This is a genomic window from Bacillus salacetis (assembly GCF_049177075.1).
GTDB lineage: Bacteria > Bacillota > Bacilli > Bacillales > Bacillaceae_B > Rossellomorea > Rossellomorea salacetis_A.
The window spans coordinates 118876-135064 of record NZ_CP185377.1; the positions used below are offsets into that span (position 1 = coordinate 118876).

Here is a 16189-nt window from a genome sequence, read left to right on the forward strand (position 1 = left end):
TGGCGAATGTTCTCTGGAAAGAGTTCCGTCACCGCCTTTTTATCAGTATAAGGGAGATAGGAGTATACATATGAAATACCAGGTAATTATCCCGGCGGCAGGACAGGGGAAAAGAATGAAAGCGGGTAAGAACAAGCTGCTGCTGGAATTAGAAGGGCGTCCAATCCTTATTCATACACTGGAAGTATTCGAAAGGGATTCTGATTGTGAAGGAATTATCCTCGCAGTTCATTCCGATGATAAAGAGGCATTGGCAGAACTGGCCGTAACGCATGAAATAACGAAGGTGAAGAACATGGTCCTTGGCGGTAAAGAACGCCAGGACAGCGTATACAATGCACTTAAGTCTGTTGAAAATGCGGAAATGGTGCTAGTTCATGATGGTGCCCGCCCATTCATTGCGGGAAGCGTCATTAAAGAACTGGTGAAAGAAGCCGAAATAAGAGGAGCGGCCATCGCGGCTGCCCCTGTAAAGGATACGATTAAGAAAGCGGCGGATGGTGTAGTACAGGAGACGATTGAGCGTTCAAGCTTATGGCAGGTCCAGACTCCGCAGGCTTTTCGCACCCAGCTTTTGATGGATGCCCACCAGAGGGCTGAACGGGAAGGCTTTACAGGAACAGACGATGCCTCGCTTGTAGAGCGGATGGGCGAGGAAGTCGGAATTATTGAAAGTGACTATGATAATATTAAGATAACAACGCCGGAGGATTTATACTTTGCAGAAGCAATCCTGGCAAAGAGAAGGCAAAATAACTAGCTATGGAAAGGAAGTATTATTCATGTTCAGGATCGGACAAGGGTTTGATGTTCATCAATTGACGGAAGGGAGGCCGCTGATCATCGGAGGAATCACCATCCCCTATGAAAAGGGACTGCTTGGTCACTCTGATGCGGATGTGCTCCTGCATACAGTTGCAGACGCATGCCTTGGTGCCATAGCGGCAGGTGATATCGGAAAGCATTTCCCTGATACAGACCCTGAATTCAAAGATGCAGACTCAGGGAAATTATTAAGCCATGTTTGGAATCTGGTGAAAGAGGAAGGCTATGAACTGGCCAATATCGATTGCACCATCATTGCCCAGATGCCAAAAATGGCTCCGTATATCACACAAATGAGAGAAAGAATCGCGGAACTCCTTGAAGCGGATATTTCCCAGGTGAACGTAAAAGCAACCACATCAGAAAAACTGGGCTTCACCGGCCGAGGAGAAGGAATAGCCGCGCAAGCTACCGTGCTGGTTGTAAAAACAACAAAATAATAATATAACTTTATTCATGAACCCAACGGTGATAAAATATTGCAGAGATACTGAGAATCGAGGAGGAAATACTCATGACAAACGAAATCAGAGTGCGTTATGCTCCGAGTCCAACAGGACATTTACATATCGGTAATGCCAGAACAGCGCTTTTCAACTACCTTTTTGCCCGTAATACAGGCGGAAAGTTCATTATCAGGGTTGAAGATACAGACGAAAAACGAAACATTGAAGGCGGCGAAGAAAGTCAGCTGAAATACTTGCAATGGCTCGGCATCGACTGGGATGAAAGTGTGGACAAAGGCGGCGAATATGGCCCATACCGCCAGTCTGAAAGAAACCATATCTACAGCAAGTATTATCAGGAGCTATTAGATAAAGGCCTTGCATATAAGTGTTACTGTACAGAAGAAGAGCTTGAAGCGGAACGTGAAGCACAGCAGGCAAGAGGCGAAATGCCAAGATACTCCGGAAAATGTGCCAACCTTTCTCAGGAAGACCAAGAGAAGCTTGCTGCTGAAGGACGCCAGCCGAGCATCCGTTTTAAAGTACCTGCAGGAAAAGTATACAAGTTCAATGATATCGTAAAAGACGATGTTTCCTTCGAATCGGATGGAATCGGCGATTTCGTTATCGTAAAGAAGAATGGAATTCCGACATACAACTTTGCTGTTGCAGTCGATGATTATCTGATGAAGATCACTCATGTGCTCCGTGGCGATGACCATATTTCCAATACGCCGAAACAGTTGATGGTTTTTGAAGCATTCGGATGGGAAGCGCCTGTTTATGGACATATGACATTGATCGTCAATGAAAACCGTAAAAAGCTGAGCAAGCGCGACGAAACGATCATCCAGTTCATCGAGCAATATGAAGAGCTTGGGTATCTACCTGAAGCACTATTCAACTTTATTGCATTATTGGGCTGGTCTCCAAAAGGGGAAGAAGAGCTGTTCAGTAAAGAGCAGTTCATAGATATCTTTGATCCTGAACGCTTATCAACTTCACCTGCTGTTTTCGATAAGCAGAAGCTTCTTTGGGTGAACAACCAGTACATGAAGAATCTTGATCTTGAACAGGTTGCTGCTTTAGCGATCCCTCATTTAGTGAAGGCTGGCAAAATCAGTGAAAATCCTACAGAAGAAGAAAGAGACTGGGCACTTAAATTGATCGCATTGTATCAGGAGCAAATGAGCTACGGTGCTGAAATCGTTGAGCTTTCCGGAATGTTCTTCAAGGACGATATCGAGTACGACCAAGAGGCAAAAGAGGTGCTTGACGAAGAGCAGGTGCCGGAAGTACTGCGTGCTTTCGTAAATGAAATCGACCAGCTGGAAAATTACGAAGCAGCGGAAATCAAAAAATCAATCAAAGCAGTACAAAAGTCAACCGGCCAAAAAGGGAAGAAGCTGTTCATGCCGATCCGTGCGGCAGTCTCCGGCCAGACACATGGCCCTGAGCTTCCGAATGCCATTGAACTTTTAGGGAAAGATAAAGTAAAACATCGAATTGAGAGTCTTTTGGGTTAACATTTCCTCGAGATTGTAATATATTAAAAGTACTATAAATCGAATATGAAAAAGTGTTGATGAGGAGAAGTAAAAAAACGAAGCTTTCCAGAGAGAACCATCACCGGCTGAAAGTGGTTTAAGCCTCTCGTTTTTTGAAATGCACCTCTGAGTCCTTTATTGAAAATAGTATGTAAAGGCGGTTTCCTTCCGTTACAAGGAATAAAGTTGGGGGAGAACTGCGTGTTTTACCCAAACAGAGTGGAACCGCGCCGAAAGCGTCTCTGTCTTAAGGACAGAGGCGTTTTTTTGTTTCCTGAAAATACCGGTAGTTTCTGGTTTTAATCAGAGAAATGAGTATATTGGAGGCTGACATCATTTTTGATGAAGGTGTTTGATTCTTATGATTTGGAAGAAGTGAAATCACTTAGTTATCATTTTGTTGATTGGAACGAAAGGTGTCCGACTCCTGCGGGATTAGCGGGACAGGTGAGACCCCGCAGGCGCAGCCGAGGAGGCTCACCGCCCGCCCCGCGGAGTCGAGCACCTGTAGTGGAAATCAACATGCATATGTTGCAAGAAAGGAGGGAACGCAGTTGTTCAAGCGTCTAAGAGAAGACATACAGACCGTGTTCGAGCAGGATCCGGCAGCACGCAATTCAATTGAAGTGATATTAACGTATTCAGGATTACATGCGATTTGGGCCCACAGACTTGCCCACGCATTTTATAAACGGAAATTCTATTTCATTGCCAGAGTGATTTCCCAGATAAGCCGCTTCTTTACAGGTGTCGAAATTCACCCTGGAGCGGTGATCGGCAGAGGATTCTTCATTGACCATGGAATGGGCGTCGTCATTGGGGAAACATGTGAAATCGGGGATAACGTGACCATCTTTCAGGGAGTCACCCTGGGTGGAACCGGCAAGGAAAAAGGGAAACGCCATCCGACCATCAAAGACAATGCACTGGTTGCCACAGGCGCAAAAGTACTAGGTTCAATCGTTGTTGGAGAGAATTCTAAAATAGGAGCAGGTTCGGTGGTTCTGAAGGATGTTCCGCCTAATTCAACCGTAGTCGGTATTCCAGGCAGAGTCGTCATTAAAGACGGCGTGAAGGTAAAAGAGAAAGACTTCAATCACACTGATCTTCCAGATCCGGTGGCAGACCGGTGCAACGACTTGGAAAATCAAATACTGTCACTGAAAAAAATGCTCGCAGAAGCGCAAAAGAAAGGGGATATCCGGCAAAATGACCATTAAAATTTTCAATACACTAACCAGGAAAAAAGAAGAATTCAAACCGCTTGAAGAAGGAAAGGTAAAGATGTATGTCTGCGGTCCAACGGTATACAATTATATTCATATAGGAAATGCACGCCCGGCTATCGTCTTTGATACGGTTCATCGTTATTTTGAATACAGGGGCTATGATGTTAACTTTGTATCAAATTTCACGGATGTCGATGATAAATTGATCAAAGCTGCAAATGAACTAGGAGAAGACGTGCCAACCATCGCCGAGCGTTTCATTGAGGCATATCATGAAGACACTGGGGCTCTGGGATGCCAGAGAGCGGATGTCCATCCGCGTGTAACAGAGAATATGGACATTATCATTGATTTTATCCAGGCCTTGATTGACAAAGGATATGCCTATGAATCTCAAGGGGATGTCTACTACAGAACAAGAAAGTTTGAAGGTTACGGCAAACTTTCCCATCAATCGATTGATGAATTGAAGGTCGGAGCAAGGATTGAGGCAGGAGAAAAAAAGGAAGACCCATTGGACTTCGTACTTTGGAAAGCAGCCAAGGAAGGTGAAATATTCTGGGAGAGCCCTTGGGGCCAAGGAAGACCGGGCTGGCATATCGAGTGCTCCGCAATGGCGAAGAAGTATCTGGGCGAGACGATCGATATCCATGCAGGCGGACAGGATTTAGCCTTCCCGCATCACGAAAATGAAATTGCACAGTCTGAAGCGCTCAATAACCAGACATTTGCCCGCTATTGGATGCATAACGGCTATATTAACATCGATAATGAAAAGATGTCCAAGTCGCTTGGAAACTTTGTTCTTGTGCATGACATCATTAAAGAACAAGATCCGCAAGTCCTGAGATTTTTCATGCTGTCCGTCCATTACCGCCATCCGATCAATTACAACTTGGAACTGCTCGAAAATGCCAAGACAGGGTTGGATCGTCTGAAGACATCTTATGAAAACCTGAAACACAGAAGGGAAGTATCCGCGGAGCTGACTGATAATAATCAGGATTGGCTTGAAAAGATTGCTTCACTGAAAACCGAATTCATCAAGGAAATGGACGATGATTTCAATACAGCCAACGGAATTTCTGTTTTATTTGAGCTCTCCAGGCAAGCGAACTATTACCTTATGGAAAAGAATACATCCGTTACAGTGATCGATGAATTCATAAAGCATTTCCAGGAGTTTTTCGAAGTGCTGGGGCTGAAACTCGAAGAAACAGGATTGCTGGATGAAGAAATCGAAGAAATGATCAACCAGCGCAACCAGGCGAGAAAAGACCGTAACTTCCAACTCGCAGATGAGCTTCGCGACAAGCTGAAAGACTTGAACATCATTCTTGAAGACACGGCACAGGGAACGCGCTGGAAAAGAGGATAATCATGTTATACCAGCAAAATGAAAATATCGATGCTAAACAAATGAATGCCCTGACTCTGGCTTATATGGGGGATGCCGTATATGAAACCTATGTACGGCAGTTCCTTCTCCAGACAGGGAGGGTAAAACCAAACCAGCTGCACCGGGCGGCGACTGGCTATGTTTCGGCAAAAGCACAGGCGGCTGCACTTAAAGTTATTTCAGACAGGGATTTGCTGTCCGAAGAGGAATGGGCAATTGTCCGCAGGGGGAGAAACGCCAAATCCGGAACCATCCCGAAGAATACGGATGTGCAGACTTACAGATACAGCACAGCTTTTGAAGCGTTAATTGGTTATTTATTTTTGCAGAACCGGAAAGAACGCCTTGAAGAACTGATACAAATGATTTTGGAAGATAATAAGAACACCGACCAGAAAGGAGGATCATGATGAGCAGTGAATTTATCGCTGGCAGAAATCCTGTAATGGAAGCACTTAAGTCAGGCAGGGAAATCAATAAGATTTGGATTGCAGAAGGCTCGCAAAAAGGGTCCATGGGGCAAATCACCAAGCTGGCAAAAGAAAAGAAAGTCCTGATCCAGTTTGTACCGAAACAGAAGATAGAAGGGATGGTCAAGGAAAACCATCAGGGAGTTGTCGCATCGGTAGCGGCTTACCAGTATGCAGATATGGACGAGCTGTATGCAAGAGCAGAGCAGCGGGGTGAGACACCATTCTTTTTAATGTTGGATGAACTTGAAGATCCCCACAATCTTGGCTCGATCATGAGGACGGCTGATGCGTCGGGTGTCCATGGGATCATCATTCCAAAAAGAAGGGCAGTGGGCCTTACGGCTACAGTGGCAAAAGCATCGACTGGAGCGATTGAACATATTCCTGTAGCACGCGTCACTAATCTCGCACAGACGATTGATGAGTTAAAGGATAAAGGCATCTGGGTAGCCGGAACGGATGCAAAAGGCGCCGACGATTACCGCAGGCTTGATGGGACTTTGCCCATGTGCCTTGTCATCGGCAGTGAAGGGAAAGGAATTGGCCGTTTAATAAGAGATAAGTGTGATTTTCTTATTAAGATGCCTATGGTTGGGCATGTAACATCATTGAATGCCTCTGTCGCAGCCAGCATTCTGATGTATGAGGTCTACCGCAAACGCCATCCTTTGGGAGAGTAGGGGAAGATGAACATTCTCCTCGTAGATGGATACAACATTATTGGGGCCTGGCCGGAGCTTAGGGATTTGAAGAACAAAGACCTTGCTGCGGCCAGGGACCGCCTGGTGGAATGTATGGCCGAGTATCAAGGGTATACAGGTTACAGGGTCATTGTTGTTTTTGATGCTCAGTATGTAAGTGGTATTGAAAGAAAATATAAAAATTCCAGAGTCGATGTCTTTTATACAAGGGAAAACGAGACAGCGGATGAAAGAATTGAAAAGCTGGCAATCGAGCTGAACAATATTAAAACCCAAATCTATGTCGCTACCTCCGACTTCACCGAGCAGTGGGCCATATTCGGACAGGGGGCACTGCGGAAATCAGCGCGCGAACTTTTTAATGAATGGCAGTCCATACAAAAAAAGATTGAAAAAAATGTGAAGAAAACGGTTGAGGGCAAGCCTTCGTCCAAGATCACCCTGACAGAAGAAGTGGCAGAAATTTTTGAAAAATGGCGCAGAGGACAGCGATGACCTGTTGACGCTTACAAAAACTGTACTGTATAATATTTCTATCTATTGTTTGCGCGAGGGGGATATGTGTGGACATTCACAGCAGCACAGGAGAACTGAAAGCTCTACTAGAGACGATGGACGACGAAGCCGTGATTGAGATGGTTCACCAGGGAGAAAGTGAAGCGCTGGATTTTCTTATCAAAAAATATCGGAATTTTGTGAGAGCGAAGGCAAGATCGTATTTTCTGATTGGCGCGGATAAAGAGGATATTGTTCAGGAGGGCATGATCGGGCTGTACAAAGCGATACGCGATTATAAAGAGGACAAACTGACCTCTTTTAAAGCATTTGCCGAGCTTTGCATTACCAGGCAGATCATCACAGCCATCAAAACAGCGACGCGGCAAAAGCATATTCCGTTGAATTCCTATGTGTCATTGGACAAGCCTATTTATGATGAAGAATCGGACAGGACCCTTCTGGATGTCATAACGGGTGCCAAAATAACCAATCCTGAAGAACTGATCATCAACAGGGAAGAGTTTGACAGCATGGAAGATAAGATGGCAGAACTCTTGAGTGACCTTGAGCGGAAAGTATTATCACTTTATCTTGACGGCCAATCCTATCAGGAGATCTCTGAGGAATTGAACCGCCATGTGAAATCGATAGACAACGCTCTGCAAAGGGTCAAACGAAAGCTTGAAAGGTACTTGGAAGTAAGGGAAATCACCCTTTAGGGCTCCCGGCGCCTTATTGACATAAGGGCATCACCGTGTTATTTTTGATAGGACTTTACTAGTATTATGCACAGCAGGTGAAATTATGAGCAGCAAAATTGTTTTAGCGTGCAATGAATGTGGTTCCCGGAATTATACCGCTCCCAATAACAGAAGCGGAAAGCAAGATAGATTAGAGTTGAAAAAGTTTTGCAGTACATGCAATGCCCACACAATTCATAGAGAGACCAAGTAAGAACACTTTATGATAGATGCCCGGTGATATATACAAGTTGGAGGTAACAACAGATGTTTAAATTCTTTAGCAATGTCTCATCAGAGATGAAAAAGGTAAGCTGGCCTAAACGCAAGGAACTTACCCGCTACACAATTACTGTCATTTCTACTGTTATTTTTGTTGCACTTTTCTTTACAGTTATTGATTTGGGAATCTCTGAAATCATCCGTCTTATTCCCGGCAGATAAAACTCTATAGTTTTATAGCGGCCTGTCACAATAATAGAGAAATGCAGAATGCATTGTATATAGAGATAGAATTCATGGTATAATGACATTTAATAGCGCAAAACTTCTAGGAACCCGTTGAAAACCGGGTTTTTTCATTTGGGCGAAAAAAAGTTTTGATTATGTTTATTTAGAGGAGGGACGGACTTTAAGTCCTAATAAATGGAGAAGAACTGGTATGTTGTCCATACTTACTCAGGATACGAGAACAAAGTAAAGGCAAATTTGGAAAAACGTGTTGAATCAATGGGAATGCAAGACAAGATTTTCCGTGTGGTCGTACCTGAAGAAGAAGAAACAGAAATTAAGAACGGCAAGAAAAAAGTAGTCAAAAAGAAAGTGTTCCCTGGTTATGTGATCGTGGAAATCGTCATGACGGATGACTCATGGTATGTTGTGCGCAACACACCTGGAGTAACAGGATTCGTTGGCTCCACAGGCTCCGGTTCTAAACCGACGCCGCTTCTTCCTGAAGAAGTGAATACGCTCCTGAAGCAAATGGGCATGGTGGAGAAGAAGATCGATGTGAACTTCGAATTAGGCGAAACGGTTACAGTAACAGAAGGTCCTTTTGCCAATTTCACAGGCACAATCGAAGAGATCGATGCAGCTAAAGCGAAAGTCAAAGTACTGGTAAATATGTTCGGCCGGGAAACACCGGTAGAGCTGGAATTTACACAAATTGATAAATTATAATCTAAAAGAACTTGAAATTACATTTGAAAAGTGATAATATTTCATAAGTCAGTCTGTCTCCAAGAGAGACTGCTGTACTACAAATTAAGTTCTTTATGTTGATAAAGACATTTTTTACATTGAGTGGGAGGGCAATACTGGCCCTATTACCACATCACGGACTTTAAGGAGGTGTGTCTCGTGGCTAAAAAAGTAGTTAAGGTTGTTAAGTTGCAAATCCCTGCTGGTAAAGCAAATCCAGCGCCGCCGGTTGGTCCAGCACTTGGTCAAGCTGGTGTTAATATCATGGGATTCTGTAAGGAGTTTAATGCTCGCACAGCTGATCAAGCTGGCTTGATTATCCCTGTTGAAATTTCGGTATTTGAAGACCGTTCATTTACATTCATCACTAAAACTCCACCTGCTGCAGTTTTACTTAAAAAAGCAGCTGGTATCGAGTCAGGTTCTGGTGAACCAAACCGTAACAAAGTTGCAACGGTTAAACGTGACAAAGTACGTGAAATCGCTGAAACGAAAATGCCTGACTTAAACGCTGCAAGCGTAGAAGCGGCTATGTTAATGGTTGAAGGTACTGCGCGCAGCATGGGTATTGTCATCGAAGACTAATACCTGTTTAGTTGAATGTGCATGTTGGACGAGGTTGCGATGATGAAATGGTTGTTTCACTCGCAACCTTTATTCGTGGGAGGTTATTCCGCTAAAACCACAATCAAGGAGGAAATAATAATGGCTAAAAAAGGTAAGAAGTATCTTGAAGCTCAAAAGCTGGTAGATCGCTCTCAAGCTTACAATGTAGCTGAAGCGGTTGAACTAGTGAAAAAGACAAACTTTGCTAAGTTTGATGCATCTGTAGAAGTGGCTTTCCGTCTTGGAGTAGACACTCGTAAAAATGACCAGCAAATCCGTGGAGCAGTTGTACTTCCACACGGAACTGGTAAAACTCAAAAAGTTCTTGTATTCGCAAAAGGCGAGAAAGCAAAAGAAGCAGAAGCTGCTGGCGCTGACTTCGTAGGCGAATCAGACTTAATCGCGAAAATCAACCAAGGCTGGTTCGATTTCGATGTAATCGTTGCTACACCTGACATGATGGGTGAAGTTGGTAAACTTGGACGTGTCCTTGGACCAAAAGGTCTAATGCCAAACCCTAAAACAGGTACGGTAACATTCGATGTTGAAAAAGCGGTTAACGAAATCAAAGCTGGTAAAGTAGAATACCGTGCTGACAAAGCTGGTAACGTACATGTTCCAATCGGTAAAGTATCATTCGATACAGACAAGCTTGTTGAGAACTTCACTACAATGTACGATACAATGCTTAAAGCGAAACCAGCTGCTGCTAAAGGAACTTACGTGAAAAACGTAGCTGTTACTTCAACAATGGGTCCTGGAGTAAAAGTAGATCCTTCAACATTCGCTGTAAAATAATTTAAAATTGATATTGACTTAACAGATTGGGTGTTATATAATTCATTCTGTTGTTAAAAAATAAATAACATTTGTACCGTAGACAGCAGGGGCTGACAAGCTTAAAATCCTGCCGAGGTAATTGCGATATAACGATTCTTACAGAATTCGTATGCAATGCCTTCATGTCTATTTGCGATATGAAGGCATTTTTATTGTGATAGACCGGTATGAATGTTCATCAGAAATCTACAGGAGGTGTAATGATGAGCAGCATTCTTGATCAAAAGAAACAACTAGTTGAAGAAATCTCTGATAAGATGAAAAACAGTGTATCTACTATCATCGTAGATTACCGTGGATTAGACGTATCTGAGGTTACTGAACTTCGTAAACAACTTCGTGAAGCTGGAATCGACTTCAAAGTATACAAAAATACAATGACACGTCGTGCAGCTGAAGCGGCTGGTTTCGAAGGTTTAAATGAAGTGTTGACTGGACCGAACGCAATTGCGTTCAGTACAGAAGAGGTTGTGGCTCCTGCGAAGATCCTTAACAACTTCGCTAAAGACCACGAAGCTCTTGAAATCAAAGCGGGTATTATCGAAGGCACGGTTACTTCTGTAGAAGAAGTTAAAGCGATCGCTGAACTTCCATCTCGCGAAGGTCTTCTTTCCATGCTTCTCAGCGTGCTTCAAGCACCAATGCGCAACTTCGCGTTGGCGACGAAAGCAGTTGCGGACCAAAAAGAAGAGCAAGGCGCTTAATCCTGCAAGTTAACTTGCAAACAAAATTAAAATTAACCTTATAATATAGGAGGAAATATAAAATGAGTAAAGAGCAAATTATCGATGCTATCAAAGAAATGTCTGTTCTTGAATTAAACGATCTTGTAAAAGCTATTGAAGAAGAATTTGGTGTAACTGCTGCTGCTCCTGTAGCAATGGGCGCTGCTGGTGGCGGAGACGCTGCTGCAGAACAAACTGAATTTGACGTTGTTCTTGAGAGCGCTGGTTCTCAAAAAATCAAAGTTATCAAAGTTGTTCGTGAAATCACAGGCCTTGGTCTTAAAGAAGCGAAAGAACTTGTTGATAACACTCCTAAAGCGCTTAAAGAAGGCGTTTCTAAAGAGGAAGCTGAAGAACTTAAAGCTAAACTTGAAGAAGTTGGAGCTGGCGTAGAAGTTAAGTAATTCACGACAGATTTAAAAGCTCGCTTATATAGCGAGCTTTTTTGTTCTGTTAGTTGAGAATTCCCGCATATAATTCAAGCCGGGTTTCAGTGTCTGGCTGGAAAACACCGGATGGGAGGCTTTTGATGACAAATCATTATTATTCCCGTACACCTGAGGTGGAGAGTGATCCTCAGAATGTAGAAACAGTGTTGAGAGAGTTTAAGTTTCGTTTTAAGACAGACCAGGGTGTTTTTTCGAAGAATGAAATTGACTTTGGTTCCCGTCTGCTGATCGATGCATTTAAGGAAAATGGAGTTGAAGGGCCGCTTCTTGATGTGGGTTGTGGTTACGGGCCGGTCGGACTTTCAATGGCTAAATCATTTCCGGAACGCACCGTTCATATGGTGGATGTCAACGAGAGAGCATTGGGTCTTGCGAAAGAAAATGCGAGTGGTAATGGAATATCGAATGTTTCAATTTATGAAAGCAGCTGCTTTGAGAATGTCAGCGAGAATCACTTCTCCGCCATTCTGACAAACCCGCCTATCAGGGCTGGTAAATCGGTTGTTCATGAAATACTTGCAGACAGCTATGATCATCTGGCTGAAGGCGGCGAGTTATGGGTTGTGATCCAGAAGAAGCAAGGTGCCGCATCAGCGCAGAAAAAGATGGAAGAAGTCTACGGGAATGCAGAAGTCGCGGCCAAGAAAAAAGGCTATCAGATTTTAAAATCCGTAAAAGAAAATTAATTGACGTAACATAGGGGCTATGTTAGTATTATAAAATGCAAAAATATTATTTTCCGGAATTATGTCCATATGTATAAAGTATGGATTATATGGAAAAGATTATAAAATAATAGCTCGTTATGTGGAAAATGAGGTTTTATGGAGTAAAACCCTTTTTCTTTTTGTCTTATGGTAGAGTGGTTGTGCTGCTTTAAGACCAATAGAGGCAACCAAAACGTTTGATTTGAGGGGTGAATCAGTTGACAGGTCAACTAGTTCAGTATGGACGACACCGCCAACGCAGAAGTTTTGCGCGTATCAGTGAAGTATTAGATTTACCAAATTTAATCGAAATTCAAACATCCTCCTATCAATGGTTTCTTGATGAGGGATTAAGAGAGATGTTTCGCGACATTTCTCCGATTGAGGACTTCACTGGTAATCTTTCCTTGGAGTTTATTGATTACAGCCTTGGAGAGCCAAAGTACTCGGTGGAAGAATCAAAAGAGCGAGATGTAACATATTCAGCGCCGTTAAGAGTAAAGGTCCGTTTGTTAAACAAGGAAACCGGCGAAGTTAAGGACCAGGATGTATTTATGGGTGATTTCCCGTTAATGACAGATACGGGAACATTCGTGATCAATGGGGCGGAACGCGTCATTGTATCACAGCTTGTTCGTTCACCTAGTGTTTACTTCAGCGGCAAAATGGACAAAAACGGCAAAAAAGGTTTCACAGCTACCGTTATTCCAAACCGCGGTGCGTGGCTGGAATATGAAACAGATGCGAAAGATGTAGTGCATGTGCGTATTGACCGCACACGTAAATTACCGGTTACGGTTCTTTTGCGTGCACTAGGGTTTGGTTCTGATCAAGAAATCATCGATCTGATTGGCGACAATGAGTATATCCGCAATACACTCGAAAAGGATAACACAGAAGGTATTGAGAAAGCGCTTCTTGAAATCTATGAGCGCCTTCGTCCGGGTGAACCGCCTACAGTTGAAAATGCAAAGAGTCTTTTAGTTTCCCGTTTCTTTGATCCTAAAAGATATGATCTTGCAAATGTGGGACGCTACAAAATGAACAAAAAGCTTCACATCAAAAACCGACTTTTCGGACAGACTCTTGCGGAAACGCTGGCAGATCCGGAAACAGGTGAGATTGTAGCTGAAAAGGGTACTGTGCTTGACCGCCGTGCTCTTGACAAAATTATTCCTTACTTAGAAAACGGCATCGGCTTCAAGACCTACCAGCAATCTGGCGGAGTTTTGGAAGAAGATGTAGTTCTTCAGTCTATTAAAATCTATGCTCCGAATGAAGAAGGAGAAAAAGAAATCAACATTATCAGTAATGCGTTCGTAGAAGAAGAAATCAAACACATTACACCTTCTGATATCATTTCTTCTATTAGTTACTTCTTCAACTTGCTTCACGGAGTCGGTGATACGGATGATATCGACCATTTAGGAAACAGACGTCTTCGTTCTGTTGGTGAATTGCTGCAAAATCAATTCAGAATTGGTCTTTCCCGTATGGAGCGTGTAGTGCGTGAAAGAATGTCCATTCAGGATGCGAACACAATCACTCCACAGCAATTGATTAATATCAGACCAGTTATTGCTTCTATTAAAGAGTTCTTTGGTAGTTCACAGCTTTCACAGTTCATGGACCAAACAAATCCGCTTGCAGAATTGACTCATAAGAGACGTCTCTCAGCATTGGGACCTGGTGGTCTGACTCGTGAGCGTGCAGGATTCGAAGTCCGTGACGTTCACTACTCCCACTATGGCCGTATGTGTCCGATTGAAACACCAGAGGGTCCGAACATCGGATTGATCAACTCTTTATCTTCTTTCGCGAAAGTGAACCGTTTCGGTTTCATCGAAACTCCTTACCGCCGTGTCGATCCTGATACAGGAAAGGTCACGAACCGTATGGATTACTTGACTGCGGATGAGGAAGATAACTATGTTGTGGCGCAGGCTAATGCCCGCTTGAGTGATGACGGCTCATTCCTTGATGAGGAAGTCATTGCCCGTTTCCGCGGTGAGAACACAGTCGTTAAGCGTGAACGCATCGATTATATGGATGTATCACCAAAACAGGTTGTTTCTGCTGCGACGGCTTGTATTCCTTTCTTAGAGAATGATGACTCGAACCGTGCCCTTATGGGAGCGAACATGCAACGTCAGGCTGTACCATTGATGAATCCTGAATCTCCTATCGTAGGTACAGGTATGGAGCACGTGTCTGCTAAAGACTCGGGTGCTGCTGTTATCTGTAAACACGAAGGTATTGTGGAACGCGTTGAAGCAAAACAGGTCTGGGTACGCCAAGTTAAAGAAATCGATGGCCAGGAAGTTAAAGGCGATCTTGATAAATACAGAATGCAGAAATTCATCCGTTCCAACCAGGGAACTTGTTACAACCAGCGTCCGATCGTAAGTGAAGGCGACAGGGTGACAAAAGGTGAAATTCTTGCAGACGGTCCTTCAATGGAAAAAGGTGAACTTGCTCTTGGGCGCAACGTCATGGTTGGTTTCATGACTTGGGACGGTTACAACTATGAAGATGCGATCATCATGAGTGAACGCCTTGTGAAAGATGATGTTTATACATCTATCCATATTGAAGAATATGAATCAGAATCCAGAGATACAAAACTTGGACCGGAAGAAATCACAAGAGATATCCCGAATGTCGGTGAAGATGCCCTTCGCAATCTTGATGAGCGCGGAATCATCCGCATTGGTGCTGAAGTTAAAGACGGCGACCTTCTTGTAGGTAAAGTAACGCCTAAGGGTGTAACGGAACTTACTGCAGAAGAAAGATTACTGCATGCCATCTTTGGTGAAAAGGCACGTGAAGTCCGCGATACTTCTCTTCGCGTACCTCATGGCGGCGGCGGTATTGTCTTGGATGTCAAAGTCTTCAACCGTGAAGACGGCGATGAGCTTCCTCCAGGTGTCAACCAGCTGGTCCGTGCATATATCGTTCAGAAGCGTAAGATTTCTGAAGGGGATAAAATGGCCGGACGACATGGTAACAAGGGTGTTATTTCACGTATCCTTCCAGAGGAAGATATGCCGTTCCTTCCAGACGGAACACCAATCGATATCATGTTGAACCCATTGGGAGTTCCATCTCGTATGAATATCGGACAGGTGCTTGAGCTTCACCTTGGTATGGCTGCAAGATATCTGGGAATCCATGTGGCGTCACCGGTATTTGACGGTGCCCGTGAAGAAGATGTCTGGGCTACAATCGAAGAAGCTGGCATGGCGAGAGATGCCAAAACAGTCCTTTATGACGGTCGTACGGGTGAACCGTTCGATAACCGTGTATCAGTGGGTATCATGTACATGATCAAACTTGCTCACATGGTTGACGATAAACTTCACGCCCGTTCAACTGGACCATACTCACTTGTTACGCAGCAGCCATTGGGCGGTAAAGCTCAATTCGGTGGACAGCGTTTCGGTGAAATGGAAGTATGGGCACTCGAAGCATATGGAGCTGCTTATACTCTGCAAGAGATCCTTACAGTCAAATCCGATGATGTTGTCGGTCGTGTGAAGACATATGAAGCGATTGTCAAAGGCGAAAATGTACCTGAACCTGGAGTTCCTGAGTCATTCAAAGTATTGATCAAAGAACTTCAAAGCTTGGGTATGGATGTTAAGATCCTTTCAAGCAACGATGAAGAAATCGAGATGCGTGACTTGGAAGATGAAGAGGAATCACAGCAGGCAGATACTTTAAATATCGCAGACAAGGATGAACAGGAATCCGAAACAGTTGGGTCAAAAGAGTAATCGGATTCTGAGCAATTAGGGTTAGAAC

General features: G+C 43.7%; 18 protein-coding genes and 2 other annotated features. All 18 genes read left to right on the forward strand.

All coding sequences use genetic code 11. The annotated features are described in order from the left end of the window. Positions 1 to 70 precede the first annotated feature (70 nt). Positions 71 to 760 (forward strand): 2-C-methyl-D-erythritol 4-phosphate cytidylyltransferase, encoded by a 690-nt coding sequence (ispD, locus tag ACOJQI_RS00610; RefSeq protein WP_421382611.1) that lies wholly within the window; start codon positions 71 to 73, stop codon positions 758 to 760. Positions 761 to 782: 22 nt separating this feature from the next. Beyond that, positions 783 to 1265 (forward strand): 2-C-methyl-D-erythritol 2,4-cyclodiphosphate synthase, encoded by a 483-nt coding sequence (gene ispF, locus ACOJQI_RS00615; protein ID WP_421382613.1) that lies wholly within the window; start codon positions 783 to 785, stop codon positions 1263 to 1265. Between the two features lie 74 nt (positions 1266 to 1339). Next, the gene (gene gltX, locus ACOJQI_RS00620; protein WP_421382615.1) at positions 1340 to 2797 is read left to right on the forward strand and encodes a glutamate--tRNA ligase; all 1458 of its coding nucleotides are present in this window, start codon (positions 1340 to 1342) and stop codon (positions 2795 to 2797) included. Positions 2798 to 2844: 47 nt separating this feature from the next. Then, positions 2845 to 3065: a binding site (T-box leader), on the forward strand. Positions 3066 to 3372: 307 nt separating this feature from the next. Next, entirely contained in the window at positions 3373 to 4038 is a 666-nt protein-coding gene (gene cysE, locus ACOJQI_RS00625) for a serine O-acetyltransferase (protein WP_421382617.1), read from the forward strand. Then, positions 4028 to 5425 carry a cysteine--tRNA ligase gene (gene cysS / locus ACOJQI_RS00630; protein ID WP_421382619.1) on the forward strand — a complete coding sequence of 466 codons (1398 nt, stop codon included), beginning with the start codon at positions 4028 to 4030 and terminating at the stop codon, positions 5423 to 5425. The genes cysE and cysS overlap by 11 nt, the downstream gene beginning before the upstream one ends. A gap of 2 nt (positions 5426 to 5427) precedes the next feature. Beyond that, on the forward strand, positions 5428 to 5856 hold the full coding sequence (locus tag ACOJQI_RS00635) for a Mini-ribonuclease 3 (protein WP_421382621.1): 429 nt from the start codon (positions 5428 to 5430) through the stop codon (positions 5854 to 5856). Continuing rightward, positions 5856 to 6599 (forward strand): 23S rRNA (guanosine(2251)-2'-O)-methyltransferase RlmB, encoded by a 744-nt coding sequence (rlmB, locus tag ACOJQI_RS00640; RefSeq protein WP_421385363.1) that lies wholly within the window; start codon positions 5856 to 5858, stop codon positions 6597 to 6599. Before ACOJQI_RS00635 ends, rlmB begins: the two co-directional genes overlap by 1 nt. A gap of 6 nt (positions 6600 to 6605) precedes the next feature. Continuing rightward, the gene (locus ACOJQI_RS00645) at positions 6606 to 7115 is read left to right on the forward strand and encodes an NYN domain-containing protein (RefSeq protein ID WP_421382623.1); all 510 of its coding nucleotides are present in this window, start codon (positions 6606 to 6608) and stop codon (positions 7113 to 7115) included. A gap of 68 nt (positions 7116 to 7183) precedes the next feature. Then, a complete protein-coding gene (gene sigH, locus ACOJQI_RS00650; protein ID WP_275887825.1) occupies positions 7184 to 7837 on the forward strand; it encodes an RNA polymerase sporulation sigma factor SigH in 654 nt (217 codons plus the stop codon). An 85-nt stretch (positions 7838 to 7922) separates the two neighbouring features. Then, a complete protein-coding gene (gene rpmG / locus ACOJQI_RS00655) occupies positions 7923 to 8072 on the forward strand; it encodes a 50S ribosomal protein L33 (RefSeq protein WP_421382625.1) in 150 nt (49 codons plus the stop codon). A gap of 53 nt (positions 8073 to 8125) precedes the next feature. Beyond that, positions 8126 to 8302, forward strand: a complete 177-nt coding sequence (gene secE, locus ACOJQI_RS00660) for a preprotein translocase subunit SecE (protein ID WP_421382627.1) — start codon at positions 8126 to 8128, stop codon at positions 8300 to 8302. A gap of 201 nt (positions 8303 to 8503) precedes the next feature. Then, a complete protein-coding gene (gene nusG / locus ACOJQI_RS00665) occupies positions 8504 to 9037 on the forward strand; it encodes a transcription termination/antitermination protein NusG (protein ID WP_421382629.1) in 534 nt (177 codons plus the stop codon). Positions 9038 to 9217: 180 nt separating this feature from the next. Next, positions 9218 to 9643 carry a 50S ribosomal protein L11 gene (gene rplK / locus ACOJQI_RS00670; RefSeq protein ID WP_148941924.1) on the forward strand — a complete coding sequence of 142 codons (426 nt, stop codon included), beginning with the start codon at positions 9218 to 9220 and terminating at the stop codon, positions 9641 to 9643. A 120-nt stretch (positions 9644 to 9763) separates the two neighbouring features. After that, positions 9764 to 10462, forward strand: coding sequence for a 50S ribosomal protein L1 (gene rplA, locus ACOJQI_RS00675; RefSeq protein ID WP_421382631.1), 699 nt, complete (start codon positions 9764 to 9766; stop codon positions 10460 to 10462). Positions 10463 to 10520: 58 nt separating this feature from the next. Then, positions 10521 to 10665 (forward strand) — a sequence feature (ribosomal protein L10 leader region). A gap of 42 nt (positions 10666 to 10707) precedes the next feature. After that, positions 10708 to 11208 carry a 50S ribosomal protein L10 gene (rplJ, locus tag ACOJQI_RS00680; protein ID WP_421385364.1) on the forward strand — a complete coding sequence of 167 codons (501 nt, stop codon included), beginning with the start codon at positions 10708 to 10710 and terminating at the stop codon, positions 11206 to 11208. Positions 11209 to 11270: 62 nt separating this feature from the next. After that, a complete protein-coding gene (gene rplL, locus ACOJQI_RS00685; RefSeq protein ID WP_421382633.1) occupies positions 11271 to 11633 on the forward strand; it encodes a 50S ribosomal protein L7/L12 in 363 nt (120 codons plus the stop codon). 125 nt (positions 11634 to 11758) lie between these two features. Then, positions 11759 to 12364, forward strand: coding sequence for a class I SAM-dependent methyltransferase (locus tag ACOJQI_RS00690; protein ID WP_421382635.1), 606 nt, complete (start codon positions 11759 to 11761; stop codon positions 12362 to 12364). A gap of 239 nt (positions 12365 to 12603) precedes the next feature. Continuing rightward, a complete protein-coding gene (rpoB, locus tag ACOJQI_RS00695; protein ID WP_421382637.1) occupies positions 12604 to 16161 on the forward strand; it encodes a DNA-directed RNA polymerase subunit beta in 3558 nt (1185 codons plus the stop codon). The last annotated feature ends 28 nt before the right edge of the window (positions 16162 to 16189 follow it).